The sequence below is a fragment of the Aquicoccus sp. SU-CL01552 genome (genome assembly GCF_040365005.1).
GTDB lineage: Bacteria > Pseudomonadota > Alphaproteobacteria > Rhodobacterales > Rhodobacteraceae > Antarcticimicrobium.
In genome coordinates, this window is record NZ_BAABWV010000019.1 from 1 (window position 1) to 18,757 (window position 18,757).

Consider the following 18,757-nt stretch of genomic DNA (forward strand, 5'->3'; position numbering starts at 1 on the left):
AAGGGCTAAAGAATCGGAGGGCGACGGCACAGCCTTGGGTTTTCGCAACTCAACCAAAGGAGATATCTAGTTTAGCTACTACCTTATGCCCTTGCCGGCATTGGGATGACGTCCTTCCAACTGACTTCATGTGAAATTCGTGGCAACGAAAAAGGGGCGCCCGGAGGCACCCCTTTGAAATTCAACGTGAAAACCGCGATCAGATCGAGTCGTCGATCCAGCTTTGCAGCGCCGCCTTCGGGGCCGCGCCGGCGCGGTTCGAGATCACCTGTCCGTCCTTGAAGATGAACAGCGCGGGAATGCCGCGCACGCCCATCGCAGCGGCGGTGTTGGGGTTGGTGTCCACGTCCACCTTGGCCACCTTGATCTTGCCCTCATACTGGGCCGACAGTTCTTCCAGCGCCGGGCCGATCTGCTTGCAGGGGCCGCACCACTCGGCCCAGAAATCCACCACGACGGGGATATCGGACTGCTTCACTTCCTTGTCGAAGGTATCGTCGGTAACGGCAACGGTGGCCATGGTCATTCTCCTGATGCGAAAGGCTTGCTCGGAACGTATGCAGCGCCACCGGTATCGTCAAGGCAACCCGACCGCGCCAGCGCCGCTGTCACAAGATCGTGCGGCAGGGGCATCAGCCGTGCGGTCTGGGTCCACAGGATGGCGGTTTCGATGCGCCGACCGGGATAGACAAGCGCCAGCGCGGCGGCATAGGCGCCCATTTGCCGCAGCAGCCCCTCGGGGCAGGCTTCGGGCTGCGCGGGCACCGTGGCGTTGGTCTTGAAGTCCACCGCCAACACGTGATCGGGCGCCATGATCAGCCGGTCAATCACCCCGTGCAGGCGCCGTTGGCCCAGCGGCGCGGTCACCGGAACCTCGGCCAGCGCATCGGCGGCAAAGATCGGTGCAAGCTCAGGCGTGCGCAGCACGCCGCGCGCCTCGGCCAGAAGCTCGGCGCGGTCTTCCTCCGGCAGATCGGCCAGCAGGTTGTCGGCGGCCCGCGCCCACTCCGCCTCGGCCACGCCCGGCAGATTCTCCAACAGCAGGTGAATCCGGGTGCCGCGCGCCTTGGCCGCCTCCTCGTCCTGCCCTGCGTCCCCCGGCAGCGCCTTGGCCCCGCCCAGCTCCGACGGTCCCAGCGTCACCGGCGCCGCGGGCTGTTCCGGCGCGGGCTGGGTCAGGAACCCCGGCAGCGGCACCGCGTGGGACACCTGCGGCTCGGCCCCGGTCAGCTCCGGCGCGGTCCAGTCGCCCACCGCATAGCGCAGCCCGGAGCCGCCCTCGAACACCTCCGGCACCGCCCCGGCGCGGACCATCGCCGATTGCACCAACTGGTACCAACTGTCGCCATTCTTGTCCAAATCGCCGGCGGCGACGACGATCAGCCATTTCTCGGCCCGGGTCAGCGCGACGTACAAAAGCCGCAGCCTTTCGTACATTTGCTTGGCCTGCGCCGCGTCGCGGGCCCGGGTCAGCACCGGCGGCATCTGGTCGGCCGGGGTGCGCCACAACGGCACGTTGCCCGACATCATCACCTCGGGCATCGCCGGCGGGCGCCGCTTGCCGGTGTCGGGCAGGATCACGATCGGCGCCTCCAGCCCCTTGGCGCCATGCACCGTCATCACCCGGATCATGTTGCCGGCGCTGCCCATCTGGCGCTTGATCTCAAGGTCGTCGGTTTCCATCCAGACCAGGAAGCCGGTCAGGCTGGGTACCGCGCTGCGTTCATAGGCCAGCGCCTGGCTGAGCAGCGCGTTGATCCCGTCCTCGGCCTCGGCCCCCAGTCGGCCCAGCAGACGCCGCCGCCCGTCGTGACGGGTCAGGATCCGTTCGATCAGGTCATAGGGGCGCAGGAAATCGGTCTGGTCGCGCAGGTCGTTCAGCATCGTCAGGGTTTCGGGAAACTCTTCGGCGCGGTCGCGCAGGGCCTGCCACAGCAGCCGTCTCGGCGCGCGCCGGTGCGCCAGGTCGAACAGCGCCTGTTCCCCCCAACCCAGCAGCGGTGAGCGCAGCACCGTGGCCAGCGACAGATCGTCCTCGGGGGTGGCGAGAAACCGCAGCAGCGCCGCCAGGTCCTTGACCGCAAGCTCGGCCCCGACCTTGAGGCGGTCCGCCCCCGCGATCGGCAGCCGGGCGGATTTGCAGGCGCGGATGATCTCGGCGAACAGGTCCGAGCGCCGCTGCACCAGGATCAGGAAATCGCCCGCCTGCACCGGACGGCGGCGGAATTCCCCCGGTTTAGAGCCGTCTATCGGCACCGTTTCCCCGGTTTCGATCATTCGCTTGATGCCCTGCGCGATCCGCTCGGCCAGGACCACGTTGTGATGCCGGGCGCCGGGCCGGTCGACCGGGTCGGTCCAGTCGCCGTCGTCGTCATCCTCGACCTTTTCCACCACCGGCCAAAGGTCCACCCGCCCCGGCAGGTCGGATTTGAAGGCCCGGTGCAGCGCGTCCTTGTGGAACCCGGCCTCGGCCTTGCCCTCGAACACCAGGTCGACAAGCTGCAGGATCGCCTGCGCCGAGCGAAAGGAGAACTCCAGCGTCAGATCCTGAAGCCCGGTTCCGGTATCCTCCAACCGCCGCGAAAATTCCGCCTGCATCCGGTCAAAGGCGTCCGGGTCCGCCCCCTGGAAGGAATAGATCGACTGTTTCTTGTCGCCGACCACGAAAATCGTGCGCTCCACGTCCGCCCGCGCCCCCTGGCCCGAGGTGAACTCCTGTGCCAGCTTCTCGATCACGTCCCATTGCTCGGGGCTGGTGTCCTGTGCCTCGTCCACGAGGATGTGGTCAATGCCGCCGTCGAGACGATAGAGCACCCAGGCCGCCACGCTGGGATCGTTGAGCAGGTGGCGCGTCTTCAGGATCAGGTCGTCGAAATCGAGCCAGCCGCGCAGCTGCTTGCGGCGCTCGTACTCGGGCAGAAAGGCGGCGGCAAAGGCATGCAACGCCTGCGACTTGCGCGCCGCCGCCAGCCCCAGCCGACGCGACCGCGCGGCCTCGACCCGCAGCATCAACGGTTCCACCCGGTCCATCAGATCGGGGTGGGCGTTGCGCAGATCCTTGGTTGGAAAAGACCCTAACTTGGCCGAAAACGGCTCTTTCGCGCTGGCCCCGGTGAGAAAGACACTCTCCAGCACCGGCAGGTCGGCAAGCCCCGGATCAGTGATCGCGGCGAGCTTGTCGGCCGCCTTCTGATCGGTGCTCTTGCCGCTGGCCAGGACTGCGCGCAATTGGCCCAGCACCTCCGCCTCGCCACCCAGGAACACCTCGTCCGTCAAGGCGGTGTCGTCATAGCCGGGCGGCAGGTCGAACAGCGCCCAGAGCGCCTCGGCATCCAGCGGCTCGGAAAAACCGGCGCGCTTGCCGGTTACGGCGGCGGTCAGCGCGGTGAAGTCGGTGTCGGTCAGACGCTCGGCCAGGGCCGCGATCAGCGCGGCGTTCGGACCGTCGGCGAAATCCTCGACGATCTCGGCGCGCAACAGGGCGGCGGCGCGATCCTCCATCTCGGCGAATTGCGGGCTGACCCCGGCCTCCAGCGGAAAGCGGCGCAGCAGCGAGGCGCAGAACGAGTGGATGGTCTGGATCTTCAGCCCGCCGGGGGTCTCGATCGCGCGGGCGAAAAGCGTGCGCGCATGGGCCAGCCGCTCGGGCGTGATCGCGCCCTCGGCGCCCAGCTCGGTCAGCGCCTGTTCCAGGTCCGCGTCGCCCAGCATCGCCCAGGCGCCCAGCCGTTTGAACAGGCGGTTCTGCATCTCGCTCGCCGCCGCCTTTGTATAGGTCAGGCACAGGATGTGCTGCGGCTCGACATCCGCCAGCAACAGCCGCGCCACCCGGTCGGTCAGCACCCGGGTCTTGCCCGAGCCGGCGTTGGCCGCCAGCCAGGTCGAGGCATCGGGCCGCGCCGCCTGAACCTGCCGTTCGGTGGCCTCGTCGCGGGGGGTCATTCCAGGTCCTCCGGGGTGGGTGTGGTGCTGCGGTCCCATTCGCCGAAGCGGGCGAGCTGGTCATAATCACCGATGTCGCTGTCCTTGAACAGCATCCGGCGCGCGGTATAGCCCTGATCGGGTTGCGCATAGGCGGTGAGCAATTCGCGCAGCTCAGCCAGCACCTGCGCCGGCGGTTCATCCTCCAGCGGCGCGGCCACCTCCTTGTAGCTGCTGCCGACACCGATAAAGGCCGCCCCGGCGACCGGCGCGGGGGCCAGGTCGCCGAAGCCCGCCTGTTCGGCCATCGCCGCCTCGATCAACAGCTGCTTGTCGAACTTGGCCTGCTGGTCGCGGGTTGGTGGCGCGCCGGTCTTGTAGTCATAGATGAACAGGGCGCCGCGTGCGTCCATGTCGATGCGGTCGGCCCGACCGACCATGCTGACACCCGGCGGGCTGAGCACCATCTTGCCGGTCTGTTCGAAGGCGGAACTGATCGCCTCGGCCTGCCGCCCGGCTTCGGCGGCGAGAAAGGCCTCGGCGATCCGGCCCAGCCGCGCCAGCCAGAGCGCGCGGGCGCTGGGCCAGGGCACATGCTCTTCCAGCACCTCGCGGGCGCGGGTCAGCAGGGCCTCGCGGCTCAGCGGGGCACCCCGGCCCAGGTCGTCACGCACGAAGCGCTCGAACACCTCGTGCAGCACGGTGCCGCGCAACCGCGGGTCGGGTTCCTGCACCAGCGAATCCAGCGCCGACAGCCGCAGCACCCGCCGGGCATAGACCGCGTAGGGATCGCGGATCAGCCGCTTGATCTCGGTGACGCTCAGCCGGTCGGGGCGCGCCGCAACCGGCGGGCGCGGCGAGGGGCGCGGCGCGGGGGGCACCGGGCTGGCCTGTTCCAGCGCCTCGGCCCAGGAAAGATAGGTGCGTCCGCGCGCCCGCATGTCGGCCAGCGCCTGCGGTCCGCCCTGATCCGGCAGGCCCGCCAACAGGTTGGTCAGCCGGTTCAGCCAGCGCGACGGCACGGTTTCGGCATCGTCCGAGCGTTGCGCGCGGGTCAGCCAGACCTCGGGCGCGGCGATGGCCTGTTGGAAATCATGCGCCGAAAGCCCGATCCGCCGTTCCGGCAGCAACAGGCCCGCACGGTCGCGCATCTGTCGGTTCAGCCAGGGATCGGGGCGCGCCGCCTCGGGCCAGCTGCCCTCGTTCAGCCCGCCGAGGATCAACAGATCGGCGCCCATCACCCGTGCCTCGAGCGTGCCCCAGATCATGATGCCGGTGAAACCGGCGTCGCGGTCGCGCACCTCTTCTCCCTGCAACAGCGCGGCCAGAAGATCGGCAAAGTCGCGGGCAGACATCTCGCCGCCGTGACCGGCCTCGCGTTCCAACGCCTCGATCACTTGCAACGCCTTCTGGCCGGCGTTCTTCTGCCAGAGCGTACCTGCGCCCTCCGCCTCGCTGCCGGCGGCGATCCGTTCGGCCAAGGTGCGCAAATCGGCGACCCAATCGGACAGCGGCCGCGTCCCGGGACGCGACCGGTCGAGGAAAGCGTCAGAGATCCAGTCGAGCCATCCGGCCAGTGCCGCATCATCCCGGCGCGCGGCAAAGCGGGCCAGCCCCTCGGCATCGGGAAAGGCCGGGCCGTTGCGGCGCAGGTCCAGCTCCAGGTCGCGGGTGTGGCGCAGGTGGTCGCCTCGCCCGGCCCCGTCATGGCACAGCGGATGTTTCAACAGCGTCAGCAGCGCCTCGCTGGTCAGCCGCGCGACGAACAGCTCGGCCACGTGGCGCAGGAACCGGCCCGGCGGCGACAGGTGCAGCGGTTGACCGGCGCTGTCATCGGGGGTGATCCCCCAGCGTTCCAGCGCCGCCGTGACCTGCCGCGTCAGCATCCGGTCGGGCGTGATCAGCGCCGCCGACTGCCCGGTTTCCGCCGCCTCGCGCAGGCGCAGGGCAATGGCCAGCGCCTCGTCCCTCGGGCCGGCGGCCTCGACCAGCGTGAGGTCGGAGGTGGCCCGGTCGAGCCCCGCCAACCCCGGCCCCTCGGCCATCCAGGCATCGGTCACGGGTGCGGGCCGCAGGGCGAGCGAGACCAACCGGTTGCGCTCGGGCGCGGGGGGTGCAGTCTCGGTCCAGCGCCGGATGTCGGCGGGCGTAATCTCCAGCGCGTCCATCAGCTTGCGAAAGCGGTACTGCGGGTGATCCTCGGAGGTCAGTGCGCGCTCCAAGCCCGTCCACACCGCTTCCGGCTGGTCGAAATCAAAGCCGGGCAGCACGACCGCACCCTGCGGCAGCCGCGCCACCGCCTGCATCAGCATCAGCGTGGTGCCCCGCGACCCGGTGGACCCGGCCAGGATCACCGGGTGCTCCGGTGGTGCCGCCTGCCAACGGGCGATCAGCCCTTCGACCACCCGGCGCTGGCGGGCCTGCGCGTCAAGCTCGTCCTCGTCGCTGCCGATCAGGTCGTCGGCGATGCCGATGAAGGCCTGCGCCCGCGCCCAGTGGCCCGACAGGTCGCTGACGTCGAGGCTGCGGATATCATGCGGCGACACCCCCTCGCCCTGCATCTCGTCGATCAGCCCGGCAAGGCTGTCAGCCAGGTCGTAGAGCGAGGCGCGCGCGGCGAGGTCCGGTTGCTGGTCCAACAGCTTGGCGATGAGCTGGGTCAGTTCCAGCCGTCGCCGCAGCGGCGGGATCGCGGGCGGTAGCCGGTCCATCGCGCCGCTCTCGCCAAGGTCGGTGACCAGCGACAGGCGTGGCAACAGGCGCGGCGGGCCGGCGTCGAAGATCGCCCGGACGCGGCGGGCCATGCGGCGGGTGTTGACCACCAGCTGCACCCGCGCCAGCGCCTCGGGCGGCTGGCCTTCCTGCCGGGCACAGAGCCCTTCGACCAGCGCGCGCGGGAAATCCACCCCGGGCGCCAGCGCAAAGACGCGGGGTGTCGCGCTCGGATCAAACATCTCCGGCCTCCGCCAACAGCGTTTCGGCCAGCGTGATACCGCCGGGATGGCCCACGTCGCACCAGCGGCCGGGGTATTCCAGCGCGAACAGGCGGCCACGCGCCAGCATCCTGTCCCAGACCCGGTTGAGCGAGAACACCTCTTCTTCGATCTCGTCCAGAAGATCGGTGCGCAGGATCTGCGCCCCGCCATAGATCAGCCCCGGACCCCGCGTTATGCGCCCCTCTGTGTCCATCGCGAAATCGCCCGCGCCCTGGTGGCCCAGCGCCCGGTCCGGGGGCACGCAGATCAGCAGCGCGTCCATCTCCTCCGGCTCCCACGCCGCGCGGAGCAGCTCCATCGGGTTCGGTCCGGCCCAGATCGCATCGGTATTGAGGGTAAAGACCGGCCCCGGACCCAGCAGCGGCCGCGCGGCGCGCAGACCGCCGCCGGTATCGAGGATGTTCGGCGTCTCCTGCGACAGCGCGATGCCCAGCGGTTCCAGGTGCGCGCGCAGCATCTCGGGCTTGTAGTGAAGGTTCGCCACCACGCGCGGCAGCTCCAGTGGGCGGACCAGCTCCAGCGCATGGTCGATCAGTGGGCGGCCCGCCACCTCGACCAGCGGTTTCGGCCGGTCGCGGGTCAACTCGCCCATGCGGGTGCCGAACCCGGCGGCGAACAGCATGGCGGCCTGCGGGCGCGCGGTCATTGCGGCCTCAGTTTGGCAAGCGCCTCGGGCGTGGGGGCCGGAAGCGCCTCGAGCAGCAGCTCGGCGACCGGAGCCAGCGCGGGGTGTTCGAGGTCGCGCAGCAGATGCGCCCAGACCGCCGGGATCAGGTCGACATAGTGCGGCTTGCCGTAATCGGTGGCGAGCCGGGCAAAGACGCCGAGGATGCGCAAGGCCCGCTGGGCGCCCAGCACCGCGTAGGCGGTGCGAAAGGCGTGATCGTCCAATCCGGTGGCCGAAACGTACAATTCGGTCATCGCCAGCTCGATCCCCGCCGGCACCTCGCGGCGGACATCCTGCAACAGCGAGACGAGGTCATAGGCCGGGTGGCCCAGCATGGCATCTTGGAAATCCAGCAGGCCGACGCGGGCGGGACCGGCGCGCTCGGGCAGCCAGATCAAGTTCTCGGCATGGTAGTCGCGCAGCGCCACCACCTGGCGCCCGCCGGTGGTCTTGCGCAGGATGTCCTCGAACCGAGGCAGGAACCGGGTCAGCGCCGCGCCGCCGTCGTCCCCCGTGATCCCCATCCGGTACTTGCGAAAGGCGAGGGCAGAGAGCTCGGCCATCAGCGGCGGTGCATAGGGCGCCAGATCGGGCAGCGGTGCATCGAACAGCGTGACCAGAACCTGCGTCGCGGCCTCGTAGAGTTGGCGCTCGGGCGCGGGATCGGCCTCGAGCACTCGGGCGAACAGAGCGTCGCCCAGATCCTCGAGCAGCAGAAAGCCGGTTTCGGCATCCTCAGCGTGGATCTGCGGCGCGCTCAGTCCCTGGTCGCGCAGGTACTGCGCGATGGCGGTGAAGGGGCGCACATCCTCACCCTTGTCGGGGGGCGCGTCCATCAACACGGCGCTTTGCCCGGTAACAGGATCGGTCAGCCGTTCGTAGCGGCGGTTGGAGGCATCGCCGGCCAGCGGCGCGCGGGTCGCCTGCGCCCAGTCGGTGGTGGCGAGAAAGCTGTCGGCCAGGGTGCTTCGGTCAGTCATTGGCGGTCTCATGCAGGGGGGTCAGAACCTCGGCCCAGCGTGGGGTCGACCAGTCGAGCGTAAGGTGGCGACGCTCCGGGTCCGTGGTATCGGGTTCAAAGGTGATGCGCAGCGCATCGGGCGGGGTGAGCGGACCCAGTTTCTCGGGCCATTCGATCAGGCAGATTTCATGCTCCATCGCCTCGGCGAGGCCAAGCTCCTCGACCTCCTCGGGCGCCGACAGCCGGTAGAGATCGGCATGCCAGAGCGCGCCGGCGCTTGTGTCGTAGGTCTGCACGAGGGTGAAGGTCGGCGAGGGGATGTCCTCGGGGACGTCCAGCAGCGGCTGGATCAGGGTGCGGGCGAAATGGGTCTTGCCGGCGCCGATCGGGCCGTCGAGCAGCAGGCAATCGCCCGGACGCAGCAGCGCGCCCAGCCGGGCCGCCAGACGGGCGGTCGCCTCTGGTGAATCGAGCGAAAGGGAGAGGGGTGGTCGGATCATGGCGCCACAATGGCGCCGCCGCCGCCGGGCCGCAAGCCGGATCACCGCTGCTCGGCGTCCACCGGTTGTGCGGAAAGGGCGGGCCCGGTCGCGGGCGACGGTGTGGTGACGAATTCGACCATGGTCGCGCCGTTCTGGATCGGGCGCACGGTGCAATTGAGATGCTGGCCGTCGCGCATCCGCACCTCGGCGCGCCAGTCGCTGCGATGCTCGCGCGAGGAGACGAAATCGCGCAGCTCTCCCCAGGCCGGGGTGGCGTGACACTTGTCCTGCCAGCCGCGTGTTGCATCGACCACGGTGAACTGGGCAAAGCTGCTGTCGGGGTCCACCGCCCAGAGATCGCGGTAGGCCGCGTTGCAAAAGGTCAGCGTTCCGTCGGGTGCGAACACCGCGATGGCCCGGTCCAGCGCGTCGAGAACCGCCTGGTTCTGTTCCAGTTCGGCGCGAAACCGGCGGGTGAGCGTGACCTTGGCGGTGATGTCCTCGAACAGGAAGGCGACGGCGCCGTCCGGGTGGGGCCGACCGCTGACCGAATAGGTCGAGCCGGAGGGCAGCGACCAGGTTTCCTGGTACTGGCCGCTGGCGGCGGCCTCGACCAGATCGGCGAGTTTCTTGCGCCAGGAGACGTAATCCCTGGGTTCCGGCATCATAGCGCTGTCGCGCAGCCGGTCGAAGAAACTCAGCAGGCTGGGGCGGCTGGACAGGAACTCGGCCGGCAGCGCGGTGAGGTCGATCAGCGCCGGGTTGAACAGCGCCAGTTGCCGGGTGCGGTCAAAGATCGCCAGCCCGATCGACAGTTGCGCGAAGGTCTTGGTCAGGGTCTGGACGAAATTGCGCTGGGCGGCCTCGGCATCGACGACGGCGTTGACGTCGGTGGCATAGCACAGGTGCCCGTTCTTGTGGCGGATCGTCCAGACGTCATACCACAGCTTGTGGTCCTCGCCCTCGACGGTGACGGATTGGCGCTGCTTGCGGCGCGTCGATGCATCGGAAAGCAGGTTCGGGAACAACGGGCAGGCGGTGTCGGCGCCGCGCCCGCGCGCCTTGCGGACCAGCGCGGCATAGGCGGTGTTGCACCAGGTCACCCGCCCCTCGTCGTCGACACGCCAGGCCGGATAGGGGGCGGCGCTGGTGGCGGTGCGCAGGATCTCGAGCTCGCGCGCCAGGGGCGGCAGGTCGGCGTTGGACATCGGTTCCCCGGCGCGCAACTGCACCCGGGTGATCCCGTCCACCCATTCGCACATCGCCTCGCCCGGGGGATCCCCGTCCAGCGCGGGAACCGAGAGCCGGCCGGCCTCGCGCACCTGTTCGGGGTCCTGCGGAAAACTGGGATAGCTGGGCAGCAGCACCTCGCGCAGCGCTCCCCAGGAAACGTTGTCCGCCGGGTCGCCGACAAAGGCCCGGGCGGAGGAAGATGCGTCGATCAGCTCGGTTCCGTCGAACAGGAACACCGGGTCTCGGTCCGGCCCGGTTCCGCGTGGCGCGGATCGCACCGGCGATGGCGCGCGCGCCGACGGCGACAGCCACAGGGCCGCCAGCATCGCGGTGGCAAGGCAGATCGCGACAAGCGCCGCCCCTTCGCCGAAAGTGATGTCAAACATGCCCGCTGTCCCCGGTTGCCGGCGGTATCGTCCAGTCTGGGGCCAAAAGGGTTAAAACGAGTTTAACCATTTTATCCCATTGCCTGGCCTGACGTCCCCGGGCGCGGATCATGCCTTGATCGGGCGGTTGGCGCCAAGGGGCAGAGCAAATTCGCCCTGTTGCGCGTCGATCTTGCTGCGGGGCCAGACCAGCTGGACGATCGCGCCGCTCTGGTCGGGGCGGATCGGCACCGTCTTGTACGGGTCGAGCCCGTTGAAGAAACTGAGCGTCGCGCCCGAGCGTTCCAGCAGCGTCTTGGCGATGAACAGGCCCAGGCCCATGCCCTCGTATCCGGGGCGGTCGGTGTTGTCCTGGGTGTCATGGGCCTCGGGCTGTCCGCTCCGGCGGCGCACGAAGGGGTCGCCGATGCGTCCGATCACCTGCGTCGGAAAACCATGTCCGTCGTCAATGATCCGGACCCGGATCTCGTCGTCTGTCCATGTCATCTCGACCCAGACGTTGGCTTCGGCGAAATCCACCGCGTTCTGGATCAGGTTGCGCAGCCCGTGGATCACTTCGGGCAGGCGCAGGATCGCCGGTTGCTGGGGGTCGGCCCCCTCGCCCGGCTCGGCGCTGAAATGGATGGTCTTGCCGCGCTGCATATGCGGTTCGGCGGCCTCGCGCAGCACCGCGCTGAGCGGCGCCTGGCGCAGGTGCAGGTCATCTTTTCCGGCGCGGCCCATGTCGCGCAGGATGTCGCGGCAGCGGTCGGCCTGTTCGCGGATCAGTTCCGCGTCCTCGCGCAGCTCGGGCTGGTCCTCCAATTCCTCGATCAGTTCCGAACTGGTGAGCTTGATCGTCGCCAGCGGCGTGCCCAGTTCATGCGCGGCGGCGGCCACGACACCGCCCAGGTCGGTCAGCTTCTGCTCGCGCGACAGCGCCATGTGGGTGGCCGAGAGTGCCTCGGACATGGTCTGCATTTCCGAGTTGATGCGGAACGAATAGGCCCCCATGAACACCGCCGCGATGATGATGGCGGCCCAGTTGCCGAAAATGAATATGTCGGGGACGCGCAGGATGAACCCCTCGGCGGTGCGCAGCGGCAGGTTGAACTGCGCCAGCAGCGTGACCAGAAGGATCGCGGTGCCGCCGACGATCAGCGCGGCCCGCAGCCCCAGGACATTGGCGGAGATCGTGACCGGCGCCAGCAACAGCAGCGCGAAGGGGTTGTTCAGCCCGCCGGTGAGATACAGCAGGAACGCCAGTTGCAGCAGGTCGTAGAGCACCATGAGAAAATTCTCGAACTCGGACAGCCGCTTGTTTTCCGGGAACAGGAACATGGCGCTGACGTTGACGGCCACGGAAATGCCGATCGCCAGGTAGCACAGCAAAAGCTCGATCTGCAGGTGATACATCTGCTGGGCGGCGGTGATCGCGCCGACCTGGCCCGCGATCGCGACCCAGCGCAAAAGAATAAGAGTGCGCAGCCGGATCCAGCTGCTGCGCTCCTGGCCGCGCCAAATGCCCACATTGGATTCCGGCATGATCCGCCTAAGTCAGTTGCATCGGCTGAGGACGGTGATAGGTCTCCTGCCGCGAAGGATCAACAATTCTTGTTTCGAAGGCCCCATCATGACCCGCATTTATGCCATCATTGCCGCCGTTCTCGTCGCCGTCGGGCTGGGCGCCCTGTGGTTCGTCAGCCGCCCCGCCGGGGGGGACGACCAGTTCGCCCAGTGTCGCACCACCAAGGTCGCCGGCGGCAGCAGCCAGATCGGCGGTCCGTTTGAACTGGTCAATTCCAAGGGCGAGACGGTGACCGACAAGGATGTGATCACCGGGCCGTCGCTGCTGTATTTCGGTTATACCTATTGCCCGGATGTCTGCCCGCTGGACAATTCGCGCAATGTCGAGGCGATCGACATCCTCGAGGAGCGCGGCAAGATGGTGACGCCGGTCTTCATCTCGGTCGATCCGGAGCGCGACACCCCCGAGGTTGTGGGCGATTTCGCGGCCAACCTGCATGAGCGCATGATCGGCCTGACCGGCAGCCCCGAGCAGGTCAAGGCGGCCAGCAAGGCCTACAAGACCTATTTCAAGCGCCAGGACGAGGGCGACGAGGACTATTACCTGATCGACCACTCGACCTTTTCCTACCTGGTGCTGCCCGAACATGGCTTTGTCGAGTTCTTTCGCCGCGACCTGACACCCGAGCAACTTGCCGACGGGATCGGCTGTTTCGTCGACAACATGTAGTCTCGGGGCGGTTGCCGGCTTTGGGCGTTTGACCTTTGTTCCTGCGCTGCTATTAGTCATTGACAGGCAAAATATAGCGAGCCCGCAAAGGAGTGCGCATGGTCGGACCAGCTTTGAGCGAGATCGGGGAGGACAGATCCCTGATGCTCGTCGATGATGACGAGCCGTTTCTGCGACGGCTGGCCAAGGCGATGGAGAAGCGCGGTTTCGAGATCGAGACCGCCGGATCGGTGGCTGCCGGCAAGGCGATCGCCACGGCGCGGCCGCCGGCCTATGCGGTGGTCGACCTGCGGCTCGAGGATGGCAACGGGCTCGACGTGGTCGAGGTGCTGCGTGAAAAACGCCCCGACAGCCGGGTCGTGGTCCTGACCGGATACGGCGCCATCGCCACCGCCGTCGCCGCGGTCAAGATCGGTGCGACCGATTACCTGTCCAAGCCGGCGGATGCCACCGACATCGTCAACGCCCTGCTGGCCAAGCCCGACGAACTGCCGCCACCGCCGGAGAACCCGATGAGTGCGGACCGCGTGCGCTGGGAGCATATCCAGCGGGTCTATGAGCTGTGCGACCGCAATGTCAGCGAGACCGCGCGGCGGCTGAACATGCACCGGCGCACCCTGCAACGCATTCTGGCCAAGCGCAGCCCGCGCTGAGGGATCGGTGATGACAGAGGCGGATCCGCTCGGACCCGAGAGCCAGCCGCTGCCCGAGGGTGGCTGGTCGGAACAGATCGTCACGCTCGAGGGCGCCACGGTCGTGCCCCCCGACGAAAGTGCCTTTGTCCAGCCGGCCGGCATTCTGGACCGCGACGGGCGCTATTGCCCGCATGGTGCGCTTTGGCGCAAGTACCGGCCGCTGACCACCGAGCCGCCGAAGCCCGATGGGGTTACGGCGACCCTGCCGGGCCGCTGGCTCTGGGGTGGGGTGCTCTGGGCGCATTTCGGACATTTCCTGGTGGAAAGCACTGCGCGGCTCTGGGCGCTGGACCACCTCGACGCCCCGGTCGACGGCATCCTGTTCATCCCCAAGCGCCCACGCGTGGGAGAGATGGTGCGCGGCTTCCAATCTGATTTCATCGGGCAGATGGCGCCGGGCCTGCCGATCAAGGTGGCGGCGGAACCGATGCAGGTCGAGGAACTGGTGGTGCCCGGCCAGGGCTTTGGCTTGGGCAAGATCACCGCCGGTACGCAAAAGTTCCGCGATGCGATCCATTCCCGCTTCGCGCAGGATGTGGCGGCGGAAGGGCCGGAAAAACTCTATATCTCGCGGTCACAACTCGGGCTCGGCAAGGGCGGGCTGCTGGGTGAGGAGCGGCTGGAAGAGCTGCTGATGGATGAGGGATACGAGATCTTTCACCCGCAGAACCACGATATCGTCACCCAGCTGGCCCGCTACAAGGCGGCAAAACAGGTGATCGCGGCGGATGGCTCGGCGTTGCACCTGTTCGCGATGGTGGGCCGGGCCGATCAGCCGGTGGCGATGATCCTGCGGCGCAAGTCGGGGGCCAACAACCTGCTGGCGCTGAACGTGGCACATTTCTGCGGCTCGAACCCGGTGGTGATCGAGGCGTTGCGCACCGAATGGGTCAAGGCCAGGCAGAAGAAATCCAACCGGCTGTCGTTCGGCGAGCTGAACCACGCCGGGCTGGGCCGGGCGCTGGGCGAGGCCGGCTTCGTGCGCAAGGGGCAGGACTGGCCGGTGCTCAGTGAAGAGGAACGGCAGAAGATCCTGTCGGACAAGGGGCTGGGTGGAAACGGCGATTTTGTCGAGTCACCCCATTACAAGAAACGACGCATCCGTGCCCTGCGGCAGGCCCGCCGCGCCGACCGCGCCGAGACGGCGTCCTAGCCGAGGTCTGCGATCAGCGCCGCGTGCCGCGCGGTATAGGCGGCGCGCACCTCTTTCGGCGGACGCAGGCGGATATCCAGGTCTGCAATCAACGTCCTGTCGGGCTTGCCAAAGAACCTGTCGGCCTCGGACTCGGCAAAGCCGGCGATCCGGACCGCCTCCATCCAGGCGCTGATGCGGTCGGCCTTCTTGATCTGGCGTTTCACCTTGATAGGGATCGCGGCCGGAAGGCCGAAGCGGATATGGATCGCCGCCGCCAGCCGCGCGTCCAACTCGCCATAGCTGGGGCCCACCGCTGCCTTGACCGGAGAGATCATGTCGCCGATCACGTATTCGGGCGCATCGTGCAGCAGCGCCGCCAGCCGCCATTTCACCGGTGCCCCGGGGGCGATGCGGGCGAACAGGTCCTCGACCAGCAGCGAATGCTCGGCCACCGAATAGGCATAATCACCCCGCGTCTGGCCGTTCCAGCGCGCGACGAAGGCCAGGCCGTGGGCGATATCCTCGATCTCGATATCCACCGGCGTCGGGTCCAGCAGGTCGAGCCGGCGGCCGGAGAGCATGCGTTGCCAGGCGCGGGGCTGTTTCATTCGGGTCACCATCTGGTTCGCGGGTGGACGCTTTCTGACCGTTTGGGCGACGCGGCGCAACGGCGTTTGCCACAGGTCGGGCGGTTTCCGGGCGCAGGCATTGTTCCCGAGGGGTCCCGATGGTATCTGCCGGGCCAAGGACCGCATTCAGGGAACGACAAACATGGCAACAGATTACATCGTCAAGGACATTGCACTGGCCGATTTCGGGCGCAAGGAACTGGACATCGCAGAGACCGAGATGCCGGGCCTGATGGCCCTGCGCGAGGAATACGGCGAGGCACAGCCGCTGAAAGGCGCGCGGATCGCGGGCTCGCTGCACATGACGATCCAGACCGCCGTGCTGATCGAGACCCTGGTCGCACTGGGCGCCGAGGTGCGTTGGGCGTCGTGCAACATCTTCTCGACCCAGGACCACGCCGCCGCTGCAATCGCCGCCAGCGGCGTGCCGGTGTTCGCCGTCAAGGGCGAGACGCTGGAAGAATACTGGGATTATGCCGATCGCATCTTCGACTTCGAGGGCGAGGGCGCCAACATGATCCTCGACGACGGTGGTGATGCCACGCTCTACATCCTGATGGGTGCCCGCGTCGAAGAGGGCGAGACCGACCTGATCGAGACGCCGACCAGCGAGGAAGAGGTCGCGCTGTTCGCCCAGATCAAGAAGCGGATGGAGAAGAGCCCGGGCTGGTTCGTCAAGCAGCGCCACCTGATCCAGGGTGTCAGCGAGGAAACCACCACCGGCGTGCATCGCCTGTACAAGATGATGGAAAAGGGCCACCTGCCCTTCCCCGCCATCAACGTGAACGACAGCGTCACCAAGTCGAAGTTCGACAACAAGTACGGCTGCAAGGAATCGTTGGTCGACGGCATCCGCCGCGCCACCGACACCATGATGGCCGGCAAGGTCGCGCTGGTCTGCGGCTATGGCGACGTGGGCAAGGGCTCGGCCGCCTCGCTGCGTGGCGCAGGTGCCCGTGTGAAGGTGACCGAGGCGGACCCGATCTGTGCGCTGCAGGCGGCGATGGACGGGTTCGAGGTGGTCCTGCTGGAGGATGAGGTTGCCCATGCCGACATCTTCATCACCACCACCGGCAACAAGGACGTGATCCGCATCGAGCACATGCGCGAGATGAAGGACATGGCCATCGTCGGCAACATCGGCCACTTCGACAATGAGATCCAGGTCGCCGCGCTGAAGAACCACAAGTGGACGAACATCAAGGACCAGGTGGACATGATCGAGATGCCCTCGGGCAACCGCATCATCCTGCTGTCCGAGGGACGTCTGCTGAACCTCGGCAATGCCACCGGGCACCCCAGCTTCGTGATGTCGGCCAGCTTCACCAACCAGGTGCTGGCGCAGATCGAGCTGTTCACCCGTGGCGAAAATTACAAGAACGAGGTTTATATCCTGCCCAAGCACCTCGACGAAAAGGTCGCACGCCTGCACCTGAAGAAGATCGGTGTGAAACTGACCCAGCTCAGCGCGGAACAGGCGGATTATATCGGGGTGCCGCCCGAAGGCCCGTTCAAGCCCGAGCATTATCGCTACTGATCCGATTTCACGGGTCGGAACAGACGCCGCGGGACCTGGGTCGCGCGGCGTTTTCCGTTGCCGGGCCCGACGGGGAAGATCCCCGCAAAAATCCCTTTGTGCCGCCTGAAATCATCGGTACTCTCCCCCGGACGGCCTCAGGATGTCCTGGCGCCGAAACGAAACTTTGTGCGACCGGTTACGATGGGAGAAAATTCATGGGCAAACGCGACGAGCTGATCGCGAAATACGCGGAAGACCTTGAGAAGAAATGTGGCATGACGCCCGATATGGACCTGCTGACCAAGGTCACCATCGGCTGCGGCCCGGCGATCTACAACGCCGACGCCTCCACCGTGGCCGGCAGCCAGCCCAGCGAGCTGGAGACCGTCAAGGAAAACTTCCTGATGAAAAAGCTCGGCCTGCCTGACGGGCCGGAGCTGATGGAGGCCATCAACAAGGCCATCGAAACCTATGGCCAGTCCGAGCGCAACAAGTACCGCGCCGTGATCTACTACATGCTGACCAAGCAGTTCGGCAAAGAGTCGGTCTACGGCTGAGACCGCCTGCGGCCGGAAACGGTGTCGCAGCGCAGGTTCAGGACAAGTTCGGTGCGCTTTTCGCCCTGTCGGGAGGCGCACCGTGAGCGGGTATGGCGCGAGGTGACGGTTTGAGCAGTGACGCGCGCGCATGATTTCACCGCGATCCGCGCGGCCCTTGCCGACCGGCGATACCTGTTGGTGGCGGTCGCCCTTTGGTATCGCGACGATCAGGGCGCGGTCTGGCTGGACGTGTCCTGGTGCCGTGACCTGATCGGCCATCTGGACTATCTGCAGGACCTGACCGTTCTGGCGCCCTGCCGCCCCCTCCCCGATCCGTGCCCCGACAACCTGCGCCCGCTGGGCGAGGTTCCGGGGCTGCGGTTTGTCGAGTTTCCCTATCCGGATTCGACCCTGCGAGCGCTGCTTCGGGCTCCGGCCATGGTCGCGGCGGCGTGGCGAGCGGTGCGGGGGGCGGATATCGTGCACAGCGGTGCGGCGGGCTGGCCCTTGCCACCCGGGTTCTTCGTCAACCCGATCGCCGTCCTGCTCCGCCGTCCGTTGGTGATCGTGATCGAAAGCGCGTTCTGGCGGCTGACCGGGCCGGGGCCACATGGGGCGCTGCGCCGGTTTCGTGCCCGGATGACCGAGGCGCTGGCGCGCTGGTCGATCCGACGGGCGCGCCTCACGGTGCTGACGCACGAGGGGTATCGCGACAGCCTGGCGTGCGACGCAAAGGGCGAGGTCATGGTCATTCCCGCCAGTTGGATCGACGCCGAAATGGTGGTGTCCGAGGCGGCGGCCAAGAGTGACCGCAGCGGACCTGTGCGGCTGTTGCTGGCGGCGCGGATGACCCCGGAAAAGGGCATCGCCGATGCGCTGGACGCGCTGGAGCGGGCCGGACCCGGCCTGTCTCTGACGGTGATCGGTGAGGGACCGTTGCGCGACCGTGTCGCCGAGGCGGCTGCGCGATTGGGGGACGACCGTCTGCGCCTTCTGGACCCGGTCCCCTACGGCCCGAAATTCTTCGACCTGCTGCGCGCCCATGATGCGGTGCTTGTGCCCACCCTCAGCGACGAGCAGCCGCGCATACTCTACGATGCGTTTTCACAGGCAAGACCGGCCTTGGCGACCTCGACTTCCGGCCACCGCGAGGCGGCGCGCGAAGGCGAAACCGCCTGGTGCTATCCGCCGGGGGATGTCGCGGCGCTTACCGCGCTGATGAACCGGGCGGCCTCGGATCCGGGCGCGCTGCGGGCGATGGGGCCCGCCGCCCGCATGATGGCGCTGAGCCACACGCATCAGGGCATGCATTTCACGCGGGCGCAAAAGCTGGCCGATTTGTTCGGCGGTGCGTGACG

The 18,757-nt window shown here is 67.5% G+C and carries 15 protein-coding genes; 6 read left to right on the plus strand and 9 right to left on the minus strand.

The window, feature by feature from the left end:
* Positions 1 to 199: 199 nt before the first annotated feature.
* The 8 genes from trxA to regB form a co-directional block, all read right to left on the minus strand.
* Positions 200 to 520 carry a thioredoxin gene (trxA, locus tag ABWV23_RS18975; RefSeq protein ID WP_353350608.1) on the minus strand — a complete coding sequence of 107 codons (321 nt, stop codon included), beginning with the start codon at positions 518 to 520 and terminating at the stop codon, positions 200 to 202.
* Positions 521 to 522: 2 nt separating this feature from the next.
* Positions 523 to 3,942: a double-strand break repair helicase AddA gene (gene addA, locus ABWV23_RS18980; RefSeq protein ID WP_353350610.1), complete on the minus strand. Its 3,420-nt coding sequence runs from the start codon at positions 3,940 to 3,942 to the stop codon at positions 523 to 525.
* Positions 3,939 to 6,875 carry a double-strand break repair protein AddB gene (addB, locus tag ABWV23_RS18985; protein ID WP_353350612.1) on the minus strand — a complete coding sequence of 979 codons (2,937 nt, stop codon included), beginning with the start codon at positions 6,873 to 6,875 and terminating at the stop codon, positions 3,939 to 3,941. The genes addA and addB overlap by 4 nt, the downstream gene beginning before the upstream one ends.
* The gene (locus ABWV23_RS18990) at positions 6,868 to 7,563 is read right to left on the minus strand and encodes a nucleotidyltransferase family protein (RefSeq protein WP_353350614.1); all 696 of its coding nucleotides are present in this window, start codon (positions 7,561 to 7,563) and stop codon (positions 6,868 to 6,870) included. Before ABWV23_RS18990 ends, addB begins: the two co-directional genes overlap by 8 nt.
* Positions 7,560 to 8,564 carry an aminoglycoside phosphotransferase family protein gene (locus tag ABWV23_RS18995; RefSeq protein WP_353350616.1) on the minus strand — a complete coding sequence of 335 codons (1,005 nt, stop codon included), beginning with the start codon at positions 8,562 to 8,564 and terminating at the stop codon, positions 7,560 to 7,562. Before ABWV23_RS18995 ends, ABWV23_RS18990 begins: the two co-directional genes overlap by 4 nt.
* Positions 8,557 to 9,045, minus strand: coding sequence for a tRNA (adenosine(37)-N6)-threonylcarbamoyltransferase complex ATPase subunit type 1 TsaE (gene tsaE, locus ABWV23_RS19000; RefSeq protein ID WP_353350618.1), 489 nt, complete (start codon positions 9,043 to 9,045; stop codon positions 8,557 to 8,559). Before tsaE ends, ABWV23_RS18995 begins: the two co-directional genes overlap by 8 nt.
* Positions 9,046 to 9,086: 41 nt before the next feature.
* A complete protein-coding gene (locus ABWV23_RS19005; protein WP_353350620.1) occupies positions 9,087 to 10,646 on the minus strand; it encodes a PAS-domain containing protein in 1,560 nt (519 codons plus the stop codon).
* Between the two features lie 108 nt (positions 10,647 to 10,754).
* Positions 10,755 to 12,170 carry a sensor histidine kinase RegB gene (gene regB / locus ABWV23_RS19010; RefSeq protein WP_353350622.1) on the minus strand — a complete coding sequence of 472 codons (1,416 nt, stop codon included), beginning with the start codon at positions 12,168 to 12,170 and terminating at the stop codon, positions 10,755 to 10,757.
* 88 nt (positions 12,171 to 12,258) lie between these two features.
* Between regB and ABWV23_RS19015 the strand changes: the two genes are divergently transcribed.
* The 3 genes from ABWV23_RS19015 to ABWV23_RS19025 all read left to right on the plus strand — a co-directional run bounded on the left by ABWV23_RS19015 (position 12,259) and on the right by ABWV23_RS19025 (position 14,730).
* Positions 12,259 to 12,882, plus strand: a complete 624-nt coding sequence (locus tag ABWV23_RS19015) for an SCO family protein (RefSeq protein ID WP_353350624.1) — start codon at positions 12,259 to 12,261, stop codon at positions 12,880 to 12,882.
* 98 nt (positions 12,883 to 12,980) lie between these two features.
* Positions 12,981 to 13,535 (plus strand): ActR/PrrA/RegA family redox response regulator transcription factor, encoded by a 555-nt coding sequence (locus ABWV23_RS19020; RefSeq protein WP_353350627.1) that lies wholly within the window; start codon positions 12,981 to 12,983, stop codon positions 13,533 to 13,535.
* Between the two features lie 10 nt (positions 13,536 to 13,545).
* Positions 13,546 to 14,730, plus strand: a complete 1,185-nt coding sequence (locus ABWV23_RS19025) for a glycosyltransferase 61 family protein (RefSeq protein WP_353350629.1) — start codon at positions 13,546 to 13,548, stop codon at positions 14,728 to 14,730.
* Here the strand turns inward: ABWV23_RS19025 and ABWV23_RS19030 are convergent.
* Entirely contained in the window at positions 14,727 to 15,320 is a 594-nt protein-coding gene (locus ABWV23_RS19030; RefSeq protein WP_353350631.1) for an HD domain-containing protein, read from the minus strand. The genes ABWV23_RS19025 and ABWV23_RS19030 overlap by 4 nt on opposite strands.
* Before the next feature lie 163 nt (positions 15,321 to 15,483).
* Here ABWV23_RS19030 and ahcY point away from each other — a divergent pair, with 163 nt between their 5' ends.
* The 3 genes from ahcY (at position 15,484) to ABWV23_RS19045 (ending at position 18,755) form a co-directional block, all read left to right on the plus strand.
* Positions 15,484 to 16,878, plus strand: coding sequence for an adenosylhomocysteinase (ahcY, locus tag ABWV23_RS19035; RefSeq protein ID WP_353350633.1), 1,395 nt, complete (start codon positions 15,484 to 15,486; stop codon positions 16,876 to 16,878).
* Positions 16,879 to 17,075: 197 nt separating this feature from the next.
* Positions 17,076 to 17,417: a DUF2853 family protein gene (locus tag ABWV23_RS19040; RefSeq protein WP_353350635.1), complete on the plus strand. Its 342-nt coding sequence runs from the start codon at positions 17,076 to 17,078 to the stop codon at positions 17,415 to 17,417.
* A 117-nt stretch (positions 17,418 to 17,534) separates the two neighbouring features.
* Complete coding sequence (locus tag ABWV23_RS19045; protein WP_353350637.1) at positions 17,535 to 18,755, plus strand: glycosyltransferase family 4 protein; 1,221 nt, start codon at positions 17,535 to 17,537, stop codon at positions 18,753 to 18,755.
* Positions 18,756 to 18,757: the final 2 nt, after the last annotated feature.

Bases quoted from the DNA above. Each gene is read 5' to 3' on its own strand.
- ABWV23_RS18995 (WP_353350616.1), bottom strand. From the start codon at position 8,564: ATGACTGACCGAAGCACCCTGGCCGACAGCTTTCTCGCCACCACCGAC.
- trxA (WP_353350608.1), bottom strand. From the start codon at position 520: ATGGCCACCGTTGCCGTTACCGACGATACCTTCGACAAGGAAGTGAAG.
- ABWV23_RS19020 (WP_353350627.1), top strand. From the start codon at position 12,981: ATGGTCGGACCAGCTTTGAGCGAGATCGGGGAGGACAGATCCCTGATG.
- ABWV23_RS19030 (WP_353350631.1), bottom strand. From the start codon at position 15,320: ATGAAACAGCCCCGCGCCTGGCAACGCATGCTCTCCGGCCGCCGGCTC.
- ABWV23_RS19025 (WP_353350629.1), top strand. From the start codon at position 13,546: ATGACAGAGGCGGATCCGCTCGGACCCGAGAGCCAGCCGCTGCCCGAG.
- ABWV23_RS19015 (WP_353350624.1), top strand. From the start codon at position 12,259: ATGACCCGCATTTATGCCATCATTGCCGCCGTTCTCGTCGCCGTCGGG.
- ABWV23_RS19040 (WP_353350635.1), top strand. From the start codon at position 17,076: ATGGGCAAACGCGACGAGCTGATCGCGAAATACGCGGAAGACCTTGAG.
- ABWV23_RS19005 (WP_353350620.1), bottom strand. From the start codon at position 10,646: ATGTTTGACATCACTTTCGGCGAAGGGGCGGCGCTTGTCGCGATCTGC.
- ABWV23_RS18990 (WP_353350614.1), bottom strand. From the start codon at position 7,563: ATGACCGCGCGCCCGCAGGCCGCCATGCTGTTCGCCGCCGGGTTCGGC.
- addB (WP_353350612.1), bottom strand. From the start codon at position 6,875: ATGTTTGATCCGAGCGCGACACCCCGCGTCTTTGCGCTGGCGCCCGGG.
- addA (WP_353350610.1), bottom strand. From the start codon at position 3,942: ATGACCCCCCGCGACGAGGCCACCGAACGGCAGGTTCAGGCGGCGCGG.
- ahcY (WP_353350633.1), top strand. From the start codon at position 15,484: ATGGCAACAGATTACATCGTCAAGGACATTGCACTGGCCGATTTCGGG.
- regB (WP_353350622.1), bottom strand. From the start codon at position 12,170: ATGCCGGAATCCAATGTGGGCATTTGGCGCGGCCAGGAGCGCAGCAGC.
- tsaE (WP_353350618.1), bottom strand. From the start codon at position 9,045: ATGATCCGACCACCCCTCTCCCTTTCGCTCGATTCACCAGAGGCGACC.